Here is an 18,643-nt window from a genome sequence, read left to right as displayed (position 1 = left end):
TGGTGATGTCGACGCGTTCCAGCAGGTCTATAACACGCTGCAGGGAGGAGGGCTGAGTCAGGGTGACCTGCGCTACATCTATGGCCGCGGCCTGCTCCATTGGGCCGACAACGTCACTTCCAGAAGTGCTGGCCAGGTCGGCTTGTTCCTTGGGGCCACAGGCGCTACCGGAGTGACCGCAGCGTTGGCCGGCCTGACTCTTCCAGGAGTTGCTGCCCGATGTTTTTCCAGCCTCGCTACGTGCAACGAGCTGGCCGTGGCTGCGATGGAAATGGGAATGGGCGATGCAGCTTTTGCGTCTGGAATAGCCATACCTGCAGCTATTGGGGGTAGTAAGGTTGTCGCTGGTGTATCAGATGATCTAGTGAAACGTGCTGCTCAAGCAGCAGACGACCTGGCAAGAGAGATTGAAGGCATAACGCAGGGAGGCACTGCACTCGTTACCCGCGCCGGCAACGCTACGTTTGAGGTCGGAAAGGCAATGGATGATCTCAGTGCTACTGAGCAGCAAGGGTTGAGAATATTATTAGCTCTTGGATATGACGTGCATGTGCCGTTGGAGGCAAGTAAAAGAGGGGTTTCTGGAATGCCGACTTCGGAGTTCGTAGTGGAGGGGTTGGGGAGGGTGGATGTATACGCGCCAGAAAAACCTAGTGTTATTGCAATTGCTAGGGAAGTTGAGGCGAAGGTTTTTTCCGGGCAGGCTGATTCTGTTGTGGTTGTAGTTCCTGTTGGCTTCAGTAATTTCGACATGTACAAGGCTGCTGCGGCTGCTTTCATGAAAGTAAGGCAAGGGCGCCAAATACCCCTTGATAGACTAATTTTCTCGCAAAGGGGGAGGGTCGTGCAGTTCGATCGGATGGTTGTTGAAAACCTATTGAGGCGGTGAGATGGCAAAATTTCTGTGCAAATGTTTGCATGTAATTGGCCTGGTGCGAACGCCAGCGCCTGAGCAGTACACGATGATTCCAAATGTTGTCTTGTATGATTTGGTGGATCGCGTCGAGAAAAAAGATATGAGTGGAAATGCCCTGATTGCCGAAGTGGATAGGACTGGGCAGGATGTTATTCATTGCCCGAAATGCGGCCGGGTGTGGATTAAGGGTTTTGATGAGGTTGTTTACAAAGCTTATGTTGTGGAGGTTGATAGCGAATGACCGCCTCCCTTTCTGATTTCTAATTCTGGGTTCGCGGTAGTCGCCGGCACCCACCTGCGGCTATAGAGCTGGAGCAAGGGCGGCGCCAACAAGGCTGTGCTGCACGACATGACCGCGGCCGCAGCGGCGGCCCTGCGCGGCGGCGACATTGATGCCGCCGCGTTGGGGGGCATTGCAAACAGTGTAGGAGCTGCTGAAGGTCTGACGCTTCCCGGAATGTCTAGGCCGGTGCGAGCGATCAACCCCAATTTCCCACCAAGTCAGGCCGGCGTCGACGCGATGAACAGTGTGGGCATTCGCAATATGGCGAATGACATACGGTGCGTTGATTGCAACGAAATCGCTGAGTCGATGCTTCGGACGAGCAATGGCGAAGGGCGAATACTTGAAGCCCGGCCGTTGTCGTCCGGTAATCTGAATGTCTTTGAGAACGGCTCGTTAGAGCCTGGGCAGTGGTATCACCAGGTCTACACGGATGGGCGATATGTCTTTGATCCTCGCTTGTCACCGACTCCGGTCCCGAAGGGCGACTGGTTGCAGCACATCCGTGGGATCAATCCTGATAGGGTAATTTTCCCAAGCAAACCAAAGGGATTTCCGTGAGCAAGAATCTTGCTAAAGGCGACGAGATTGTGAGCCTGTTGAGGGAGGTTTCTGAACTCGACTGGGCCAGAAATTCCTTCAGTCGGGTTGTGTATAGAGCGGCGCAGGGAGAAGTTGCTGAGGATCGTTCAGCGGAGCCTCCGTATACGAGCTTCAGATTTAAATCCGAGCAGCCAGGACTGTTGGAGGCTCTCGGTCGCGCTGTAAAAAGCTACACCGGAAAGGTTGACTGGGTTCTAGTCTCTCATGATCGAAGCCCTTCAGCAGGTATCAATTGGACCATCTGCCCAAAGCTAACCGTGGGCTTGGATGCTGAGATCAGGAGCAGTGGTCTTACAGTACAGCAGTATTTTCGAGAGCGGATGCCCGAGTTCGGCGTTTCGGCCTATGAGGATATGGTTGATTTTGTTGCCTATTTGAGGCAGTGCGCTGTTCCTGCATGCTGAGTTCGACCGGCATAGCCGGGCAGTGGTGTTTTGGCGCGTCAATGTTGAGGGGCCTCTTCGTTACCGATCAGTTCGGAAAGCCAATTTCAAATAATGTGCCATTGGTGAAGCCAACAGAAACTGTTCACACCGGGATTCCCTTGGATGTCCGTACGGCTCTCACGCATTTCACGAATTCAGATTAATTATGAATTTATCATATTTTAAAATGATAATCGACGCGGGGTGCGGTTCCGAGAAGGGGTTGTCGCTTCCCTCGGGTGTGTCTGAATGGTTGTTTTTTCGGCATTTCTGGGGTCAGGTTAATATTCGGTTTGGTGCTTCTTTTTCTCAGTATGAAGAATAAGTCATGCCGGAACGCTTAGTCGGAGAGGTTGTGGATGCTGCTCGTAATTTAATCATGGAGGCGCTGAGTGCGTTACCGACGTCTGTTCGTTTTTGCTGCGGTTGGGATGGTGATAAGAATGAGCTGTTCTGCGAGATCGCAAGAGACGCCATTGTAAAGGCGCTTTTGGAGCTGGCAGCTTTCCTCGATGAGGCCAAGTTATTAAAGGCGGGCGTGTACTGTCAGCTTTGAACTTTGTTGTGCGATGTTTTCGATCGCTGTACACGATTCGGGTGCGTCAGGGGGTATCTGTCGAGGTGTTTTATATGAAAAATCGCGAATAATTGATATTTTTTATTTAGCAGGCTTGGAAAGTTGGGAGGTAAAATGGATAGTGGAGGCGTATCAGGTAACGGGGTCGTTCCTTCGCGCCTTCAGGTCGATCTGCGCTCGCTTGTGGGATATAGGGTTGTGAGCCTAATAAGGTACAGTTGGTGGGCTCCCGATGAGGCGGAGCAGGAGTGCCGATTGGCTAGCAAGGATGTTTTTTCGTTGACATGTGGTCCGGCAGCAATCGCATTTGATTCAGGCGTTATTCTGGGGGTTGCGAGCGATCCGTCCAAGAACTCGGTGTCTGTTTGGGTAGAGCGAGATCGGGCTGATCTGTCCGTCTGTGCGGGCACGCTCTCCTGCGATGAAGAGCTGCATCCAATTTCCGCCAATGATCCAAAGTTCGCATCTTCATTTTGGCATCGAGTGATTGGTGCGCAGGTCAGAGCAATTTCCCTCCTTGTTCGAAAGCCTAGAACCGCTCGACTTGCCGAGCTTCCGAACGAAGTTGGATTGTGCTTCTTGTTGGATTCAGGCGCGAGAGTGATTGCGGCTCACGGGCTTCACGATGACTCAGATGATTTTGCGATCATCCAAGATGATTTTGTTTTGGAACGAATTTGCGCGGAGCTGAATGAGGTTCAGATAGGATAGTGTCGCAAGAATGCACTCCGTCTTTGACCGCCGAGCAGATCGCCCAGCTGATCAGCGACATCGTCTGGCTGGTCGAACAGACCGTGACTCTGTCCGAGGGCCGCACCGAGACCGTGCTCGCACCGCAGGTCTATGTGTAGCCGAACCTTGGTCAGAGCGGTCCTCGCTTTTCGTTGATTGCGCTCAATGGCACACATTCAAAACGCATATAGCAGCGTGCTAGTTTCGCGTTCCTGCGCCACTAAGGGGGAAACATGAAGGCGTTTATCGCCGCCGCTGCGGCGGCCTTGTTCGTCGTCGGTACTGGTCCAGTCCACGCCGCAAAGAAACCCCAGTCCACGCCTACGCTTTATCAGGGCAAGCCCAACGAAGACGCCGCCAAGGCCCTGCTCGAAGTAGCGTTAGTCCAGTCCGGAAAAAACGGCAGTTGGGAGCGCATCGGCGCCGGTCGGGTGTATTACCTGGGCGGGTTCAAGGCCGAGGGGCAGGCGGTGTTCGATGCGATCCTGGCGGGCGAGCACGAGGACAGCGATGTGTATCGGATCGCCCGGGTATATGCCGAGGCCGGCGAGTGGGCCCGGGCGAAACCGTTGTTCGACAAATTCCTGGCCGGCAATCGCGACGATGCCAAGGCGCTGGCCGAGGTCGGTGCGCATTATCTGATGCAGGGCGACCGGGCGACGGCCGAACGAATGTTCGAGCAGGCGTTCGAGCTGAGCGACGACGATCCCTGGGTCACCGAACACGTCGCCGGCGCTTATCTCGGGGTGAAACCGCAGGAGTAAGCGTCCGCTGCGCAGACCTTCAGCGGCGAGGTCTGTGCACCTTCGTCCTTTCGATCCATCGCGCTGTCGGAGCTGGCATGGCCGATTATTCCTGTGTGGTCCGCCTTCCGGGGCCGATCGAAGCCTCTTGCGAGCGAGTGTTCTCGGCCCTGCTGCGTCTCGGCGCCGGCTTGGCGAATCCCGACAGCGGCAGGATCACCTCGTGGGGCGAGGAGGGCGACTACGTCGAGTCGCTGGACTACCACGATGTGCTGTCGAAAGCGTTGCGTGGACGCATCCGCAATGTGTAGTTCTGGGCCGGTACCGGCGAGGGCCTGTTCGTTTGCTGGGCGCCCAGCGCCGCCGGCGTGGTTTACGGCATTCCCTTGAACGGCGTCTCCGAGCCGCTGCCGCGGCGATTGGTTGCCGCATTGTCGGAACCGGTCTGGGCTGAGCGGGCGCAGGGGGCGTACGGGAGCGCGCTGTTGGAACTGCGCAAGGACTGAGCGTCGGGCCGGTTCGCTCAGAGTTCGTGCGTCCAGCCGCCGCGTGCCTTCAAGCGGCGGTGGAAATCGGCCGCCAGGTCGGCCAGCTTGATCGCGGCGAAGCGGGCCAGGACGGTGGCTTCGGCTTCGGCCAGGGCCGAGTCGATGCGTTCGTTGACCGCCTGTTCGACCAGGCATTTGGCTTTGCGGTCGGCGACGCCGATCGCGAACAGGCTGGGACTGCCCAAGGCCCGGTGCACGTCGAGCAGGCTGATCTCGGACAGTTCGCGCGCCAGGACCCAGCCGCCGCCGGGGCCGCGTTCGGCGGTAACGATGCCGTGTTCGCGCAGGCCGGCCAGGGTGCGGCGGACCACGGTGGGGTTGGTGCCGAGCATGCCGGCGATGGTCTCGGAGGTCGCGCGCTGCTCATGGCTGTCCATGTGCACCAGCACGTGCAGCATCCGCGACAGGCGGCTGTCGAGTCTCATGGGCGGTCGCCGGATCGGGTCCGGCCAAATCATATCATATGAAGTTGCATATTGCCGTGGCGCATCTTATATTGATCCTTCAATTGTTACGAATTGGAGATCCGTCATGGGTGTCGAGGGTTCGGACTACGAGGTCGTGGTGGTCGGCGGCAGCTTCGCCGGCCTGTCGGCGGCGTTGATGTTGGCGCGGGCGCGCAAGCGGGTGCTGCTGATCGATGCAGGGCGGCCGCGCAACCGTTTTGCCGCGCACTCGCACGGGGTGATGGGGCACGATGGCAAGGCGCCGGAGGAACTGATCGCCGAGGCGTTGGCGCAGTTGATGGGCTATCCCAGCGTGAGCCTGAAGCAGGCGACCGCGACCGCGGCCGAGCGCACGGCCCTGGGCTTCGCTCTGCGACTGAACTCCGGCGAGCGCGTGTCCGGGCGCAAGCTGGTGCTGGCGACCGGCGTCCGCGACGTTCCGCCCGATCTGCCCGGCCTGCGCGAGCGCTGGGGCCGCAGCGTGCTGCATTGTCCCTACTGCCATGGCTTCGAATACGCCGGCCGTCCGCTCGGCGTGCTCGCGACCGGCGACATCAGCCTGCATCAGGCGCTGCTGATTCCGGAGTGGGGGCCGACCACTTATTTCACCCAGGAGCTGACCGACCCCGACGAGGCTGCGCGCCGGCAACTGCAGGCGCTGGGCGTGCGGATCGAGCCGGTGCCGGTGATTGCCCTGCAAGGCGAAGGGGCCGCGCTGTCCGCGGTGCTGCTCGCCGATGATCGAACGCTGCCGATAGACGCCATGTTCGTCGCGCCGCGGATCGAGCTGACCTGCGATTTGCCGCTGCAATTGGGCTGCGAACTCGCGGACGGTCCGCTCGGGCCTTATCTCAAAGTCGACGAACTCAGGCGGACTTCGGTGCCGGGCGTGTTCGCCGCCGGCGACTCGGCCGCGCCGATGCACAGCGCGGCGATGGCGTTGGCGGCCGGTGCGATGGCGGGGCTGAGCGCGCACCGGGCGCTGCTGGAAGAACGGCCCGGAATGCTGGCGGCCTAGCCTTGTCGTTCACGCCGCCTGCGTCCGCTCGTTAAGGGAAGCGTCCCTTATACGAATACGAGGCTGCGATGTCCTGGGTACCCCAAGCGGAAGATCTGGCGCTGTACGATGCGGCGCGCGAAGAAATGCTGGGGCTGCGGATTCCGCTGTTCCTGCAGCCGGACGGCGTCAACGAGCGCATGTTCGTCGCCGCCTTCGACGGCACCGGCAACGATGTCGCCCAGCAGCCCGACGCCCCGACCAACATCGCCGCGATCGCGCGCCAGATCGAGGTGCGCGACGATCCGCGCATCGTCGTGTCGTACCTGGCCGGTCCGGGCACGCAGAGCAGCGCCCGCGAGCGCGTGCGCGACAAACTGACCGGATCGACCTATGGCGCGCGCATCGACGAGATGTATGCGCGCTTCGCGCGTCAGGCCCGGGCCTGGATCGAAGAAGATCCGGCCGCGAAGATCCGCCTGGTCACGATCGGTTTCAGCCGCGGCGCAGTGCAGGCGGCCGGCTTCGCGGTGCTGGTCGGCGAACGCGGCGTGACCGCCAGGAACGGCCAGCAGTTGCGCAAGCCGGCCGATGTGCCGCAGGCGATCGGCCTGTTCGACCCGGTCGCCGCCGGCACGCCACAGAAGAACGACCGGCGCTTGCCGGACACGGTGGTGTCCGGTTTCCAGCTGCAGTCGCGCGACGAAGAACGCATCGACTTCCCGCTCAATCCGATCCTGCCGCCGGGCTTGACCGAAAACGGCCGCTTCCTGTCGGTGGTGCTGCCGGGCTCGCATTCCGATGTCGGCGGCGGCTACGCCGGCGGCGGCCTGGAAGCGCAGGCCGGCGATCTGATGATCGACTACCTCAACGGTCTCAGCGCGGTGCCGTTCCTGGCCCGGCGCAGCGTTCCGCTGGACGATGCGAGCAACAGGCCTCATCAGGAAGAACTGGTGCCCGGCTCCGGCGACTGGCGCCGCACCAAAGGCAATCGCCAGCTCGACGGCGGCCGCGACAAGAACCTGGCGCCGCCCGACATGTATCGCGACGGCAGCCTCACCTGGTGGGGCAAGCCGCGCATGCAGGATCGCAGATACGTTTACAACACCGGTGCGTGGCCGCTGGAAGGCGAACGCCGCAACGACACCAAGGCCGGTCTGCAGTATCGATTCATCGATCCGTTCCGCGGGCCGCCGACCGTAGCGCCGCGTCGTCGGCGCGGCAATGCCGTCGACTTGCTGCTGCAGAGCATGCAGAAGGCGGCGACCCTGCGCGACGAGAACGGCCTGGTCAACCTCTTCGACGGCGAGCGGGTGCGTCTGGCGGCCTTCGCCGCCTGGGTCGCGGCCTCCGCCGGCATGACCCGGATCGACCGGATGCGGCTGGAGGGGCCGACCGAAGTGGTGATCGAGCAGAACGTCGACGGCCAAGGCTCGGCCGGCTTCGATTTCGACCGGGCCGTGCGGACGCCGGTGGAAGACAGCAACGCTGCGCTGCAGAACGCGCTGGACGGCTGACGTTTACAAGACGATGCCGCGAACGGGCCGGGCCGTACGGCCCGTGCGCGGCGGCGTAGCTATCGGGGGCGATTCACGCTGCCAGGGCCTCGTCGCTGGGACCGAAGAACTCACAGCGGATGCGTTCGCCCGGCACGCTGGCATCGACGGGTTCGCGCACGAAGCGGCGCATGAACGGGTGCGGCCTGCACAAATAGACATCGGCCGGGTCGAGCGGCGTGTGGGCGCGCAGCCAGCCGCTGTCGATCAGGGCGCCGACATCGACATTGCGGGTCTTGCCCGCGACATCGCCGATGCTCGATTCGCAATGGACCCTGGCCGCGCGGAGGCGGATGTAGCCGGAAGCGAGATGGCGCACACCGTGTCCATGGCATGGCTGGCGCTGTTGGCTGTGCCGTGGAATCAGTAGATTCCGACTGCGGATGATGGCAGTACGGGCAGGAATCGATAAAGGTTGAAGCAGAGCCCGACCTGCTTTGGACTTCTCCCTAATCCCTAATCCCTAATCCCTAATCCCTAATCCCGAATCCCGAATCCCGAATCCCGAATCCCGAATCCCCGCCAAAAGGCTTAGTACGACAGTCATGCAGCGCGACCCGGCCGGGCGTGGGATCATTGTCCGATTCGTGCCGGTCCGGTCGTTGCCGGCGCGGTCCTCCGCCTCCTTGTCGCCTCCCCGGAACTCTTCACGATGCTGCGCTCGCTCGCCTGCACTTTAGTGTTGCTGCTGTCCGCATCGCCTGCCGGCGCCGCGGCGATGAACGAATCCCTGGACATGGCCGTGCCGCAGGCGCCGGCGCCGTTGCGGGTCGAGGGGCGGCAGCGGTTGATGTACGAGCTGCACCTGACCAATTTCAGCAATGCGCCGTGGGAGCTGCGGCGGGTCGACGTGCTGGACCGCGACGGCGGTGCGGTGCTGGCCGGTTTCGCCGGCGCCGAACTGGCCGCGCGCCGGCAGTCGATCGGTGCTGCGGCGGCAACGCCGGCCGATGCCGCGTTGCGGCCGGGCGAACGCGCGGTGGTGTTCGTCGAATTCGATCTGCTCGCCGGGACCCTCGCGCCGGCGGCCTTGCGCCATCGCATCGGCTTGCTCGGCGCACAGGGCGAGGACGAGATCGAGGGCGCGCCGGTAGCGGTGAGCGAGCCTTCGACCTTGCTGCTCGGTCCGCCGCTGCGTGGCGGTCCTTGGGCGGCGGTGCATGCGCCGCAGTGGCCACGCGGCCACCGGCGCGTGTTCTACACCTTCGACGGCCGCGCCCGCCTGCCCGGGCGGCACGCGATCGACTGGGTCGCGGTCGACCGCGCCGGCCGTATTTTCCGCGGCGATCCGGACCGCACCGCGAACTCGCTGGGCTATGGCGCCGATGTACTCGCGGTCGCCGACGCCGAAGTCGTCGCTGCGCGCGACGGCGTCGCCGAGCGCGCGACCATCTCCGGCCACCGCAAAAATACGCTGGACCTGGCGCCGGGCAACTATCTCGTGCTGGCTCTGCCGGACGGACGCTATGCCACCTACGAGCACCTGCGTCCGGGCAGTCTGCGCGTGCGGGTCGGCGAGCGCGTGCGCCGCGGCCAGACCCTCGCCGCGCTGGGCCACACCGGCGATTCCACCCGCCCGCACTTGCACTTCCATGTGTCCGATGGCGCCCGCCCCCTGGCCTCGGAAGGGCTGCCGTTCGTGTTCGAGCGTTTCGAACTGCTCGGGACGTATCCTCAGATCGATCGGCTCGGACGCGAGCCCTGGCAGGCGCTGGCGGCCGGTACCGAGCGCGAGCGGCTCGGCGAGGCGCCCGCTTCCAACAGCGTGGTGATGTTCGCCAAGTGACCGGCGCGCAGGTACGCGTCAGCGCTGCGCCTCGACGATCATCGCGTGCGGGCAGTGCAGGTAGTTGTGCCAGAACTCGCTCGGCTGCACCTCGCGCCCGCTTTCGGCCAGCACCGGCGCGTGCCAGCGCAACTGGGCGAAACCGGCCTCGGTGAAGGCGCGCTCGTGCGCCTCGCGCGACCAGTAGAACGCGTCCAGGTCGAGTACGTGTCCGCCGAACCAGGCGTGCAGATGCACCGGCGCCCCCTCGTACAGGGCCGGTGGTGCGCTGAGTTCCATGCCGTAATTACGATACCAGCCCGGTTCGCGCGCGAATTCCGGATTGAGCACCGCGGCGACGAAGCGGTCGCCGGGCGCGGACAGGGCGTGGAAGGCGGTGCGGCAGATCGAGGTGAGGCCGTGCAGGGTCGGCGCGTAAGGCAAGACGTAGATCGCGGTGACCAGATCGAAACGCTCGCCCAGATCGTCGGCGACCGTATCCGCGGCGCGGGTGGCGTCGCGCCAACGGTAACCGATGCCCAGCGGCGTGCGGTCTTCGCGCCGACGGGCGTAGTCGATCATGCCTTCGGATACGTCCAGTCCCATGACCCGGCGCGCGCCGCGTTGGGCGATGGCGCGGGTGTACAGCCCGCTGCCGCAGCCCAGGTCGAGCACGCGCAGGCCGCCGGTATCGCCGAGTACACGCAGAACGCTGTGCATCTCGATGTGCTTGCGGAACGGCATCTGCTCGATGCTGTCTTCGTAGGCGTCGGCCAGGGCGTCGAACTGACTGTCGGTGTGGTTCATGAACGGCTCCTCGTGATTACCAGGCGACCGGCAGACTGACCGGGCGGATGAACAGGATGTTGCGCTCCCATGGAATCTCGCTTGCCGGCAAGGCCAGGGCGAGGCGGGGGAAGCGCTCGAACAGCAGGCGGTAGGCCGATTCCAGAAACACCCGGGTCAGCGACGAGCCCAGGCAGAAATGCGGGCCGCTGCCGAAGGTGGCGGTGCCGTCGGTGTCGCGGTGGATGTCGAACTTTTCCGGATGCCGGTAATACTTCGGGTCCCAGGTGACGCCGAGCATGGTCGCGCACACCGCTTCGCCGCGGCGGATCAGGCCGTCGCCGACCGTCACGTCCTCGGTCGCCACGCGCGGCAGGCCGAGCACGCCGTTGTGGTGGTAGCGCAGCACTTCCTCGACCGCGCGCGGCCACAGCGCGGGGTCGTCGATGCATTGGCGCAGTTGCTGCGGGTGTACGAGCAGGGTCAGCAGGCCGGTCGACAGCGGCGGGATCAGCGGTTCGGAACCGGTGACGAACAGATAGCAGACCGTGCCGACCAATTCCTGCTCGCTGATCCGGCCTTCGCGTTCGGCCTGGATCAAGGCGCCGATGGGGTCGTCGTGATGCGGCTGACCGCGGCGCAATTCGATCACCCGGCGGGCGAAGTCGGTCACCTGGGCCGTGGCCTGGGCGACCTCCTCGGCGCTGGCTTCGTAATTGGTCTGGGTATGGAAGTATTCCAGGTAACGGGCGCGGAACTCGACCGGAACCTGCAGAATGTCGCAATTGCTATGCAGCGGCAGCAGGTTGGAATAAGCCTGCATCAGGTCGACCGGATTGCTGCCGTCGGCCATCGCATCGAGCAGGGATTGTGCGTGGCGTTCGATCAATGGCCGGTAGCGTTCGGCGCCGGCGCGGGTATAGAACGGACCGACCACCTGCCGCACACGGGTGTGGTCGGGCGGGTCGAGATTGAAGATCCCGCCCGGCACGGCGGTGAAATCTTCGCCGACGAAGCGCGGCGCGCCGTGAAAGGTGAGGTTGCGCGAGAAACGCCGGTCGCTGAGCACCATCGCGATGTCCTGCTTGCGCGTAAGCATCCACGCCGGGGTGCCGCTGGGCAGGCGGATCGGGCACAGCGGTCGGTGCTTGCGCGCCCAGGCGATGGTTTTCGGCGGCGTGCCCAGCGGGCCGATCGGGAAGGGGTAGTCGATCAACTCGGTTTGCTGTTCCAGCGAAAGCGTCATGGCGGCGGCACTCACGGCAGGCGGCGGACACTGACATAGCCCTGGCCGCGGTGGCGCAGCAGGGCGTCGTCGCGTTCGAGCAGGGCATGGACGAGGGGGATCGGACGCGGATAGACGAACACCGAGCTGGCGGCGCCGAAGATCGACGGACTGTCGACGAGGAACGGCAGCTCGGCCAGCGCGTACTGCACGGCGTACTGCACGGCGGAATCCGACGCCACTGCGCCGCCGCTGCCTGCGACCGCATTGCGGGCGGCGCTCTCGCAGGCCTGGTGCAGCCAGGGCTCGAGGCGGCTGCGTCGTTCCAACTCGCGCCGCAGATCCAGATAGGCGGCGCGATCCTGCAGCCGGGTCCAGGTATGCACCCGCTGTTCCGGCCGGTCGATGCCGCACTCCTGCAATTGGCGGGTCGCGGCATTGCGCAGGGCGTTGAGTGCATGACGCAGGCGCCGCACGGCATCGAGCGGACGCGCGCCCGCGGCGACCAGGGTGTGGGCGGCTTCGTAGCCGGGCAACAGCACGTCGATACGGCGGAAATGACCCACGCCCCAGGCGACCAGTCCTTGCACGGTGTGCGGATTGACCCCGCCGTTGAACGGACTCAGCCCGATTACGGCATGCTCGGCGATGTCGAACAGACGACGGCAGTGTTCGGTATAGGGCTGGGCCCGTAGCGGGGGTGGCGGCGATGCAGGAATGCAAACAGCGGACACATCGGCGTTCGGCAGATTCATCGCGGGACTCCGGTGGCGTAAAAAGGACGACGTCCCACCGCTGCAAACGCATCTGGCACGGAAGCGACAGGCGTCGTTGCGGCCGCGGTTGGGGCCGCGCAGCGCAGGGGCAGGACGGGGACGAGAGCGAGCACCGCGGCGCGACGCGCCCATCGGCGTCGCGTCGGACGGGGTGCATCTCCACTTCGTTCGGCGCAGAACTTACTCGCGCACGCAACGTCGAACCGTGATTGAAATCGCCGGATCGCGCGCGCCGACAGTGTGCTATCTGACTGAATTCAGAGATAAGTGAGCGTCGGTGATCGGCCATCGCGAAGCGTCGTGCGAAAGCCGATCGGCATCACTGCTATCCCGAAAGATTCGCTCGCTGAGCGCGGACTGGCGTGGCGCGACGCAGTTTCGCGGTGCGCCTGTTCGCAACGCATGCATTCAGCGGTGGGCTCCGCTAATGCAGCGTGTCCAGTCTGGCGACGCACAGGCCGGCGGCTTCCTTGAGAAAGCGTCCGCTACGTCGCAGCGCGCGTGGCGACGGTTGCCACGGCGGCAGTACGTCGCTGAGCGGCGTCGCTGCGGTGGCGATGCCCTGCACGCGCCAGCCGGCGCGTTCGAACGAGCGTACGGCGCGCGGCAGGTGCTCGGGCGAGGTGACCAGAATGATGTCGTTCCAGCCGCGCGCCGCGCCGATCATCCGAGTGAAGCCTGCGTTGTCGGCGGTGTTTCGGCTGCGGTCCTCCAGCACCAGTGCCGACGCCGGCACGCCGAAGGCTCGGATCGAATCGGCCATGCGCCGGGCTTCGCTGCTGCCGGGCGTATGCGCGGTCGGTCCGCCGCTGAGCAGGATCTGCGGCGCCAGGCCGCGTCGCCACAAGCGCGCGCCGAGCGCGAGCCGATTGCCGGCCAATTGCGGCGCGGCTGCGTCAGCGGCCTCGTACTGGTCGGCGCGGCCGATATCGCCGCCGAGTACGACGATCGCGTCGGCGCGCCGCGCCCGGGTTTCGCTCAACGCGGGATAGCCGCGTGCGAGCGCCGCGGCGAGGCCGTCGGCGGCGACCGGCAGCGACCACCCCAACGTCCACAGCGGTGCGATCAGCAACAATGCCAGCGCGCAGCGCCGCCAGCGCAGCGCCGCGGCGAGCAGCGCCAGCGCGGCCAGGCAGAGCGAGCCGTGCAGCGGCTCGAACGGCCAGCGCAGCAGCTCGTCGAGCCCGCTCATCGGCTCACTTGGAAGCGCGCAGCAGTCCGCCGCTGTCGTCGTCGAGCAAACGGCTGAGCGCGTCGGTCATCAGGGTCGCCTGGCGATCGCGGGAGTAAGCCGGCGCCGCGGCCAAGCTGGCCTCGCGCAGGCGACGCATGCGCTCGGGGTCGGCGGCCAGTTCGCGGATGGCCTCGGCCATCGCCGCGCCGTCCTCCGGCGGCACGCACACGCCGCAGCCGGTGCTCTCGACGATCCGGGTGGCCTCGCCGCGCGGCAGCGACATCAGCGCCGGAATGCCCATGCCCATGCCTTCGAACAGCTTGGACGGGATCACGCTGCTGAACACAGGCGTGTCGCGCAGCGGGATCAGCGACAGATCGCACAGGCTCCACAGCCGCGGCATCATGTCCTTGGGCTGACGCGGAATCATGCGCACGTTGTGCAGCCCGCGCTCGGCGACCAACTGCTCGACGCGGGCGCGTTCGGCGCCGCTGCCGGCGAAAAAGAAGGCGATGCGCGGCTCGTCGCGCAGGCGCTCGACCGCATCCAGCACTTTTTCCAGGCCGTGGGCCATGCCGTGCGTGCCGAGGTAACCGACGACGAAGCGGCCGTCCAGGTCGTACTCGCTCGCCAGGGCTTCGTCGCGCGGGCCGGGCCGATAGCGTTGCAGGTCGACGCCGTTGAGCACCACATGGATCTTGCCGGCGTCGACGCCGCGCTGGATCAGCTCGTCGCGGAAGCTCTGGGTGACCGGCACGATCGCCTCGGCGCTGCGGTAGAGGAACATCTCCAGCTTTTCCAGCACCCGGATCGCCGGGCTGCGTTGCATCGCGCCGACCGCGGTGATCGATGCCGGCCACAGGTCGCGCAGTTCGAACACGAACGGGCGTCGGCGCAGCCGTGCCAGCGCCCAGCCGCCGAGCGCGCAGAAGAACTGCGGCGAAGTAGCGACGATCACGTCGTGGCGGCGCTCGAACAGGCCGAATCCGACCGAGGCCGCCATGAAGCTGAGGTAGTCCAGGGTGCGCTTGGCGAAACCCTCGTTGGCGGTGATGTAGGTCTTGACCCGGACCACGCGGATGCCGTCCAGCGTTTCCACGCTGCGCCAGGCGTTGCGATAGCCGGGAAACAGCTTGCCCTCGGGGAAGTTCGGCGCGCAGGTGATCACCGTGACCTCGTTCCCGGCGCGCACCCAGCGCACCGCGTGTTCGTAGGTGCGCGTGGCCGGCGCGTTGCCTTCCGGCGGGAAGTTGTCCGTGAGAAACAGGATGCGCATGAGCTTCAGCTGGTCCAGGTGAACACGATGGCGGCGCTGCCGGTGTCGCGCGGCACGGCGACTTCCAGCACGTCGCAGGCTTCGCTGCGGCCGAAGCCGGCGTGATAGGTGCTGGCGGCGACGTGGGCGCTCAGCCCCTCGGGCTCGCTGCGCCAGCGCAGCGCCTCGATGCCGTCGCCGGCGACGCGCGCAGCGCCGATGCGCAGGCCCGGCGGAGTGCGATAGCGCGCGACGGCGCGGGCGAAGCGGCCCTCGATGAGGTCTTCCACTCGCAGTTGGTCTTCCTGCAGGCGCCACCGGCGGCAATGCACGGCGCGGCCGGGCAGGCGCTTGTAGCCGTCGTGCGCGGCTTCCAGCCAGACCCCGCCGCTGTCCTGGCCATGGCCGATCGCGAACGGCAGGGCGCGGCGGGCGACGCGGAAACTGCTCCAGACCTCGGAGGAGTCCTGGTCGTCGATCTGCACCGTGTTGTGCGCGGCGGTGCCGCGCTGCCACAGGCGCTCGGCGCCGATGTCGTAACGCGAGGTGCCGGCGTTCACCAGCACCCGGCGCCCGTGCAGGGACAGCTCGAAGCTCAGGGTATCGGCGTGAGCGTGGCCGGGCAGGTAGTTCGGACCGACTTCGCCGATATCGGCGATCAGCACCGCCTCGCCGTACTCCAGGCGCGCGTAGCCGGACTCGGGCAGCAACTGCAGGGCCTCGCCGGAGCGCTCCGGCGGAGTCAGCCCGAGCGAGCGCGCATAGTCCTGCAACGGCGCCAGTTCCGGCGCGATGCCGTGGGCGGCGTCGTTGAAGAAGGCGATGCCGCCGTCGGGATGGGTCATGACCGCGAGCCAGCCGAGCATCGATGCGGCGCGTGTCCGCCACAGTTCCAGATCCTCGCGCGACACCGCCGGAGCGTAGCGTTCGCCGAGCTGGATCAGGTCGAGCAAATCCTCGAGCAGGATCGCGTGGTACATCGGGCTGCGTTCGAAGTGACCGCCGTCGGCGAGGATCTGCTCGCCGATTTCGCGGCGCATGCCGCGCAGGCCGATGTCGAGCCAGCGCGCGCCTTCCTCGCCGTCGAAAAACAGGCCGGCGAACAGCAGGGCTTTGTAGTTGGCCCACAGATGATTGCCGAGCAGGTGCCGTTCCAGGCGGCCGGCCAGATAGCGGGCCTGTACGGCGAGGCTGTCGAGCGCGGCTTGGCGGGCGTCGTCGTCGGCGGGCGCGTGACCCGACAGCAACCACTTGATCCAGTTGACGGTGCGCAGCGACAGGCAATACGGCTCCCAGCCGTTGCCGGCGCCGGGTGGATTGGCCGCGATCCAGCCGCGCACCAGGTCGGCGTGCCAGCCGGCGCGCGCCGCCGCGCCGTCGGCGACCAGATCGTCGAAGTAGTGCAGGTTGTACAGCCACAGCTTGGGCAGGGCGCGATCGTTCCAGTCGCCGTTGCGCAGATCGTGCTCGGCATTGAGAAAACGGAACCGGTTCGGGCCCAGCATCGACGGCGCGCGCGCGCAGCCTTGCCACTGGCCGCGCGCCGGCATCGCCGGTGGCGCGGGCGACAGGTCGATGCGCGGCCGGTGCAACCGGTGCCAGGCACGGCCGTAGATCTGCACCGGGCGCAGATGGCGCACGGTGTACCACAGCCGCAGGGCGCGCGCCGAGGCGTTCATGCGCGGACCGCTGCGTCCAGTTCGATGGTCGCGCGGGCGACTTCGAACAGTTGCTCGGCCGGGATCGGCGAGTCGCCGCGCGCCTTGACCGCGGCCATGAAGGCCTGCGCGCAGTCGTTCTGGCCCTTGTCCTGGCGCCACAGGTTCATCGATTTGAAGCCCGGCCAGCCGTAGCCCTTGAGGCGGCGGAAGTTGTCCAACTGCAGCACCCGGCCCGCGGTGAAGACTTCCAGGCGCTCCTTGGGGAAGCTCTTGTCGCCGTTGGCCAGGTAATGCACGGTTCCGAACGAGCCGTCGGCGAAACTGAGGCTGAAGCTGACCCGGTCGCTGCGGATGCCGACGCCGGGCACGTTGCCGACCGCGGTCAACTGGTGGCCGACGATCGGCGCGCCGGCCAGGAAGCGCAGCAGGTCGACGAAGTGGCAGGCTTCGCCGATCAGGCGGCCGCCGCCGGCCTTGGGGTCCTGGGTCCAGTGGTCGGCCGGAATCGCGCCGGCGTTGACCGTCATGATGAAGCTCTTGGGTTCCTGCACGCCGGCCAGCAGCGCGTGCATCTTGCGTACCTGCGGGGCGAAGCGGCGATTGAAGCCGACCATCAGCACCGGCGGACGGCCGTACACCGCGCAGTCGGCGTAGGCCTTCTCGATCTCGGCCAGCTCCTCGAGCGTCATGCACAGCGGCTTTTCGACGAAGACATGCTTGCCCTGGCGCAGCGCCTTGGTGGTCAGCGCGGCGTGGCTGCCGTGCTGGGTCGCGATCACCACCGAATCGTTGCCGCTGTCGCGCAGGGTCGCGTCGGTGTCGGTGCTGGCGTTGCGGAAGCCGAACTTGCGGCCGAAGTGCACGCTGCTGACTCCGCCGCTGGAGACCACGGTGTGCAGCGAGGCGCCGGCCTTGGCGAAGGCGGGGATCAGCACCCGGCCGGCATAGTTGCCGGCGCCGATGAAGGCCACCGAGCCGTTGCCCGGGGCGGCCGGCGCGGCGGGCGCCTGCACCGCGGCCGGCAGCGGCACGGTGCGGCGCAACGGCGTGGCCAGCGCGTCGTCGGGACGGCCGTAGTCGAGCAAGATGCCGAGCGAAGGTTCGGCGCCGCCGAGCACGGTGTAGGCCTGCTCGGCCTCGGCGATGGCGTAGCGATGGCTGACCAGCGCCTGGGTCTGGATCGAACCGGCCGCCATCATGTCGAGCATGGCCTCGAAGTTGCGCTGCTCGGTCCAGCGCACGAACGCGACCGGGTAGTCGTTGCCGCGTTCTTCGTAGGATGGGTCGTAGCGGCCCGGGCCGTAGGAGCAGGAGACCTGGAAACTCAGTTCCTTCTCGTAGAAGTCGGCGCGAGACAGTTCCAGGCCGGTGACGCCGACCAGGACGATGCGGCCGCGCTTGCGGCACATGTGCGCGGCCTGCGAGACCGGTTCGTTGCTCTTGGTCGAGGCGGTGATCAGCACCGCGTCGACGCCGCGGCCGCGCGAGAACGTCTGCGCCGCCGAGACCGGGTCCTCGCCCTTGGACAGGTCGACGGTGTCGGCGCCGTAGCTGCGCGCCAACGCCAGCTTGGCCGGGTCGAAGTCGATGCCGAGCACGCGGCAGCCGTGCGCGCGCAGCAGCTGCACGGTGATCAGGCCGATCAGGCCCAGGCCGGTGACGACCACCGCCTCGCCGAGGGTCGGCTGGACCAGGCGAATGCCCTGCAGGGCGATCGCGCCGAGCACGGTGAACGAGGCGGCCTCGTCGTCGACGCCGTCGGGGATGCGCGCACACAGGTTGGCCGGCACCGCCACCACTTCGGCATGCTTGCCGTTGGAGGCGACGCGGTCGCCGACCTCGAAGCCGTTGACCCCGGCGCCGACGCCGATCACCGTGCCGACGTTGCAATAGCCCAGCGGCAGCGGCTGGTCGAGTTTGCTGCGCACCGCGTCGATGGTGGTGGCCAGGCCGTCGGTGCGGACCTTCTCCAGCACCATGCGCACCTTGTCCGGCTGCTGGCGCGCCTTCTGCAGCATGTTGGCCTTGCCGAACTCGACCAGCATGCGTTCGGTGCCGGCCGAGACCAGGGTGGTGCCGGTTCGGATCAGCAGATGGCCGGGCTTGAGCGCCGGGACCGGGACGTCGACGACTTCGGTGCTGCCGTCGCGCAGATTTTGCAGGACCTGTTGCATG

Annotated in this window: 20 protein-coding genes; 11 read left to right on the top strand and 9 right to left on the bottom strand. The window is 65.6% G+C overall.

Annotated features, from left to right (window positions below):
- From TX83_RS22725 to TX83_RS09495, 8 genes are all read left to right on the top strand, one after another.
- The coding region (locus TX83_RS22725) for a hypothetical protein (RefSeq protein WP_222423749.1) at nucleotides 1-889 on the top strand (889 nt) is incomplete at its 5' end.
- Between the two features lies 1 nt (nucleotide 890).
- Nucleotides 891-1,157, top strand: coding sequence for a hypothetical protein (locus tag TX83_RS22720; protein WP_141233446.1), 267 nt, complete (start codon nucleotides 891-893; stop codon nucleotides 1,155-1,157).
- A gap of 108 nt (nucleotides 1,158-1,265) precedes the next feature.
- Nucleotides 1,266-1,760: a hypothetical protein gene (locus TX83_RS22715; RefSeq protein ID WP_141233445.1), complete on the top strand. Its 495-nt coding sequence runs from the start codon at nucleotides 1,266-1,268 to the stop codon at nucleotides 1,758-1,760.
- Nucleotides 1,757-2,206, top strand: a complete 450-nt coding sequence (locus TX83_RS22710; protein WP_141233444.1) for a hypothetical protein — start codon at nucleotides 1,757-1,759, stop codon at nucleotides 2,204-2,206. The genes TX83_RS22715 and TX83_RS22710 overlap by 4 nt, the downstream gene beginning before the upstream one ends.
- 349 nt (nucleotides 2,207-2,555) lie before the next feature.
- Nucleotides 2,556-2,783 carry a hypothetical protein gene (locus TX83_RS22705; protein WP_141233443.1) on the top strand — a complete coding sequence of 76 codons (228 nt, stop codon included), beginning with the start codon at nucleotides 2,556-2,558 and terminating at the stop codon, nucleotides 2,781-2,783.
- 276 nt (nucleotides 2,784-3,059) lie between these two features.
- On the top strand, nucleotides 3,060-3,515 hold the full coding sequence (locus TX83_RS22700) for a hypothetical protein (protein ID WP_141233442.1): 456 nt from the start codon (nucleotides 3,060-3,062) through the stop codon (nucleotides 3,513-3,515).
- Between the two features lie 254 nt (nucleotides 3,516-3,769).
- Nucleotides 3,770-4,300 carry a tetratricopeptide repeat protein gene (locus tag TX83_RS22695; RefSeq protein ID WP_141233441.1) on the top strand — a complete coding sequence of 177 codons (531 nt, stop codon included), beginning with the start codon at nucleotides 3,770-3,772 and terminating at the stop codon, nucleotides 4,298-4,300.
- Between the two features lie 77 nt (nucleotides 4,301-4,377).
- On the top strand, nucleotides 4,378-4,590 hold the full coding sequence (locus tag TX83_RS09495; protein ID WP_064747699.1) for a hypothetical protein: 213 nt from the start codon (nucleotides 4,378-4,380) through the stop codon (nucleotides 4,588-4,590).
- A 212-nt stretch (nucleotides 4,591-4,802) separates the two neighbouring features.
- Here the strand turns inward: TX83_RS09495 and TX83_RS09490 are convergent, their stop codons facing one another.
- Nucleotides 4,803-5,252, bottom strand: a complete 450-nt coding sequence (locus TX83_RS09490) for an RrF2 family transcriptional regulator (protein ID WP_064747698.1) — start codon at nucleotides 5,250-5,252, stop codon at nucleotides 4,803-4,805.
- A gap of 106 nt (nucleotides 5,253-5,358) precedes the next feature.
- Between TX83_RS09490 and TX83_RS09485 the strand changes: the two genes are divergently transcribed.
- The gene (locus TX83_RS09485) at nucleotides 5,359-6,291 is read left to right on the top strand and encodes an NAD(P)/FAD-dependent oxidoreductase (RefSeq protein ID WP_064747697.1); all 933 of its coding nucleotides are present in this window, start codon (nucleotides 5,359-5,361) and stop codon (nucleotides 6,289-6,291) included.
- A 68-nt stretch (nucleotides 6,292-6,359) separates the two neighbouring features.
- The gene (locus TX83_RS09480) at nucleotides 6,360-7,787 is read left to right on the top strand and encodes a phospholipase effector Tle1 domain-containing protein (protein WP_064747696.1); all 1,428 of its coding nucleotides are present in this window, start codon (nucleotides 6,360-6,362) and stop codon (nucleotides 7,785-7,787) included.
- 73 nt (nucleotides 7,788-7,860) lie between these two features.
- On the opposite strand, the gene TX83_RS09475 is transcribed toward TX83_RS09480, so the two are convergent.
- Complete coding sequence (locus TX83_RS09475; RefSeq protein ID WP_064747695.1) at nucleotides 7,861-8,145, bottom strand: hypothetical protein; 285 nt, start codon at nucleotides 8,143-8,145, stop codon at nucleotides 7,861-7,863.
- A gap of 333 nt (nucleotides 8,146-8,478) precedes the next feature.
- Here TX83_RS09475 and TX83_RS09470 point away from each other — a divergent pair, with 333 nt between their 5' ends.
- Nucleotides 8,479-9,612, top strand: coding sequence for a peptidoglycan DD-metalloendopeptidase family protein (locus tag TX83_RS09470; protein WP_064747694.1), 1,134 nt, complete (start codon nucleotides 8,479-8,481; stop codon nucleotides 9,610-9,612).
- Between the two features lie 18 nt (nucleotides 9,613-9,630).
- On the opposite strand, the gene TX83_RS09465 is transcribed toward TX83_RS09470, so the two are convergent.
- The 7 genes from TX83_RS09465 to TX83_RS09435 form a co-directional block, all read right to left on the bottom strand.
- A complete protein-coding gene (locus tag TX83_RS09465) occupies nucleotides 9,631-10,398 on the bottom strand; it encodes a class I SAM-dependent DNA methyltransferase (protein WP_064747693.1) in 768 nt (255 codons plus the stop codon).
- 16 nt (nucleotides 10,399-10,414) lie between these two features.
- Complete coding sequence (locus TX83_RS09460) at nucleotides 10,415-11,623, bottom strand: cytochrome P450 (protein WP_064747692.1); 1,209 nt, start codon at nucleotides 11,621-11,623, stop codon at nucleotides 10,415-10,417.
- Between the two features lie 11 nt (nucleotides 11,624-11,634).
- A complete protein-coding gene (locus tag TX83_RS09455; protein WP_075575087.1) occupies nucleotides 11,635-12,357 on the bottom strand; it encodes a tRNA-dependent cyclodipeptide synthase in 723 nt (240 codons plus the stop codon).
- Between the two features lie 445 nt (nucleotides 12,358-12,802).
- Nucleotides 12,803-13,570 (bottom strand): YdcF family protein, encoded by a 768-nt coding sequence (locus TX83_RS09450; RefSeq protein WP_064747690.1) that lies wholly within the window; start codon nucleotides 13,568-13,570, stop codon nucleotides 12,803-12,805.
- 4 nt (nucleotides 13,571-13,574) lie between these two features.
- Nucleotides 13,575-14,828 (bottom strand): glycosyltransferase family 4 protein, encoded by a 1,254-nt coding sequence (locus TX83_RS09445; protein WP_064747689.1) that lies wholly within the window; start codon nucleotides 14,826-14,828, stop codon nucleotides 13,575-13,577.
- 5 nt (nucleotides 14,829-14,833) lie between these two features.
- Nucleotides 14,834-16,486 (bottom strand): heparinase II/III family protein, encoded by a 1,653-nt coding sequence (locus TX83_RS09440; protein WP_075575086.1) that lies wholly within the window; start codon nucleotides 16,484-16,486, stop codon nucleotides 14,834-14,836.
- A complete protein-coding gene (locus TX83_RS09435; RefSeq protein ID WP_064747688.1) occupies nucleotides 16,483-18,642 on the bottom strand; it encodes a bi-domain-containing oxidoreductase in 2,160 nt (719 codons plus the stop codon). Before TX83_RS09435 ends, TX83_RS09440 begins: the two co-directional genes overlap by 4 nt.
- Nucleotide 18,643: the final 1 nt, after the last annotated feature.

It is taken from the genome of Lysobacter antibioticus HS124 (assembly GCF_000336385.2).
Lineage (GTDB): Bacteria > Pseudomonadota > Gammaproteobacteria > Xanthomonadales > Xanthomonadaceae > Lysobacter > Lysobacter firmicutimachus.
Note: the sequence above shows the minus strand (reverse complement) of the source record. Positions and strands in the feature narration are given on the sequence as shown.

Excerpts from the sequence above, each read along its gene's own strand:
- TX83_RS09490 (WP_064747698.1), bottom strand. The coding sequence starts at position 5,252 with ATGAGACTCGACAGCCGCCTGTCGCGGATGCTGCACGTGCTGGTGCAC.
- TX83_RS22720 (WP_141233446.1), top strand. The coding sequence starts at position 891 with ATGGCAAAATTTCTGTGCAAATGTTTGCATGTAATTGGCCTGGTGCGA.
- TX83_RS09445 (WP_064747689.1), bottom strand. The coding sequence starts at position 14,828 with ATGCGCATCCTGTTTCTCACGGACAACTTCCCGCCGGAAGGCAACGCG.
- TX83_RS09465 (WP_064747693.1), bottom strand. The coding sequence starts at position 10,398 with ATGAACCACACCGACAGTCAGTTCGACGCCCTGGCCGACGCCTACGAA.
- TX83_RS09495 (WP_064747699.1), top strand. The coding sequence starts at position 4,378 with ATGGCCGATTATTCCTGTGTGGTCCGCCTTCCGGGGCCGATCGAAGCC.
- TX83_RS09460 (WP_064747692.1), bottom strand. The coding sequence starts at position 11,623 with ATGACGCTTTCGCTGGAACAGCAAACCGAGTTGATCGACTACCCCTTC.
- TX83_RS09435 (WP_064747688.1), bottom strand. The coding sequence starts at position 18,642 with ATGCAACAGGTCCTGCAAAATCTGCGCGACGGCAGCACCGAAGTCGTC.
- TX83_RS22705 (WP_141233443.1), top strand. The coding sequence starts at position 2,556 with ATGCCGGAACGCTTAGTCGGAGAGGTTGTGGATGCTGCTCGTAATTTA.
- TX83_RS09455 (WP_075575087.1), bottom strand. The coding sequence starts at position 12,357 with ATGAATCTGCCGAACGCCGATGTGTCCGCTGTTTGCATTCCTGCATCG.
- TX83_RS09440 (WP_075575086.1), bottom strand. The coding sequence starts at position 16,486 with ATGAACGCCTCGGCGCGCGCCCTGCGGCTGTGGTACACCGTGCGCCAT.
- TX83_RS09470 (WP_064747694.1), top strand. The coding sequence starts at position 8,479 with ATGCTGCGCTCGCTCGCCTGCACTTTAGTGTTGCTGCTGTCCGCATCG.
- TX83_RS09480 (WP_064747696.1), top strand. The coding sequence starts at position 6,360 with ATGTCCTGGGTACCCCAAGCGGAAGATCTGGCGCTGTACGATGCGGCG.
- TX83_RS09485 (WP_064747697.1), top strand. The coding sequence starts at position 5,359 with ATGGGTGTCGAGGGTTCGGACTACGAGGTCGTGGTGGTCGGCGGCAGC.
- TX83_RS22695 (WP_141233441.1), top strand. The coding sequence starts at position 3,770 with ATGAAGGCGTTTATCGCCGCCGCTGCGGCGGCCTTGTTCGTCGTCGGT.
- TX83_RS22715 (WP_141233445.1), top strand. The coding sequence starts at position 1,266 with ATGACCGCGGCCGCAGCGGCGGCCCTGCGCGGCGGCGACATTGATGCC.
- TX83_RS09450 (WP_064747690.1), bottom strand. The coding sequence starts at position 13,570 with ATGAGCGGGCTCGACGAGCTGCTGCGCTGGCCGTTCGAGCCGCTGCAC.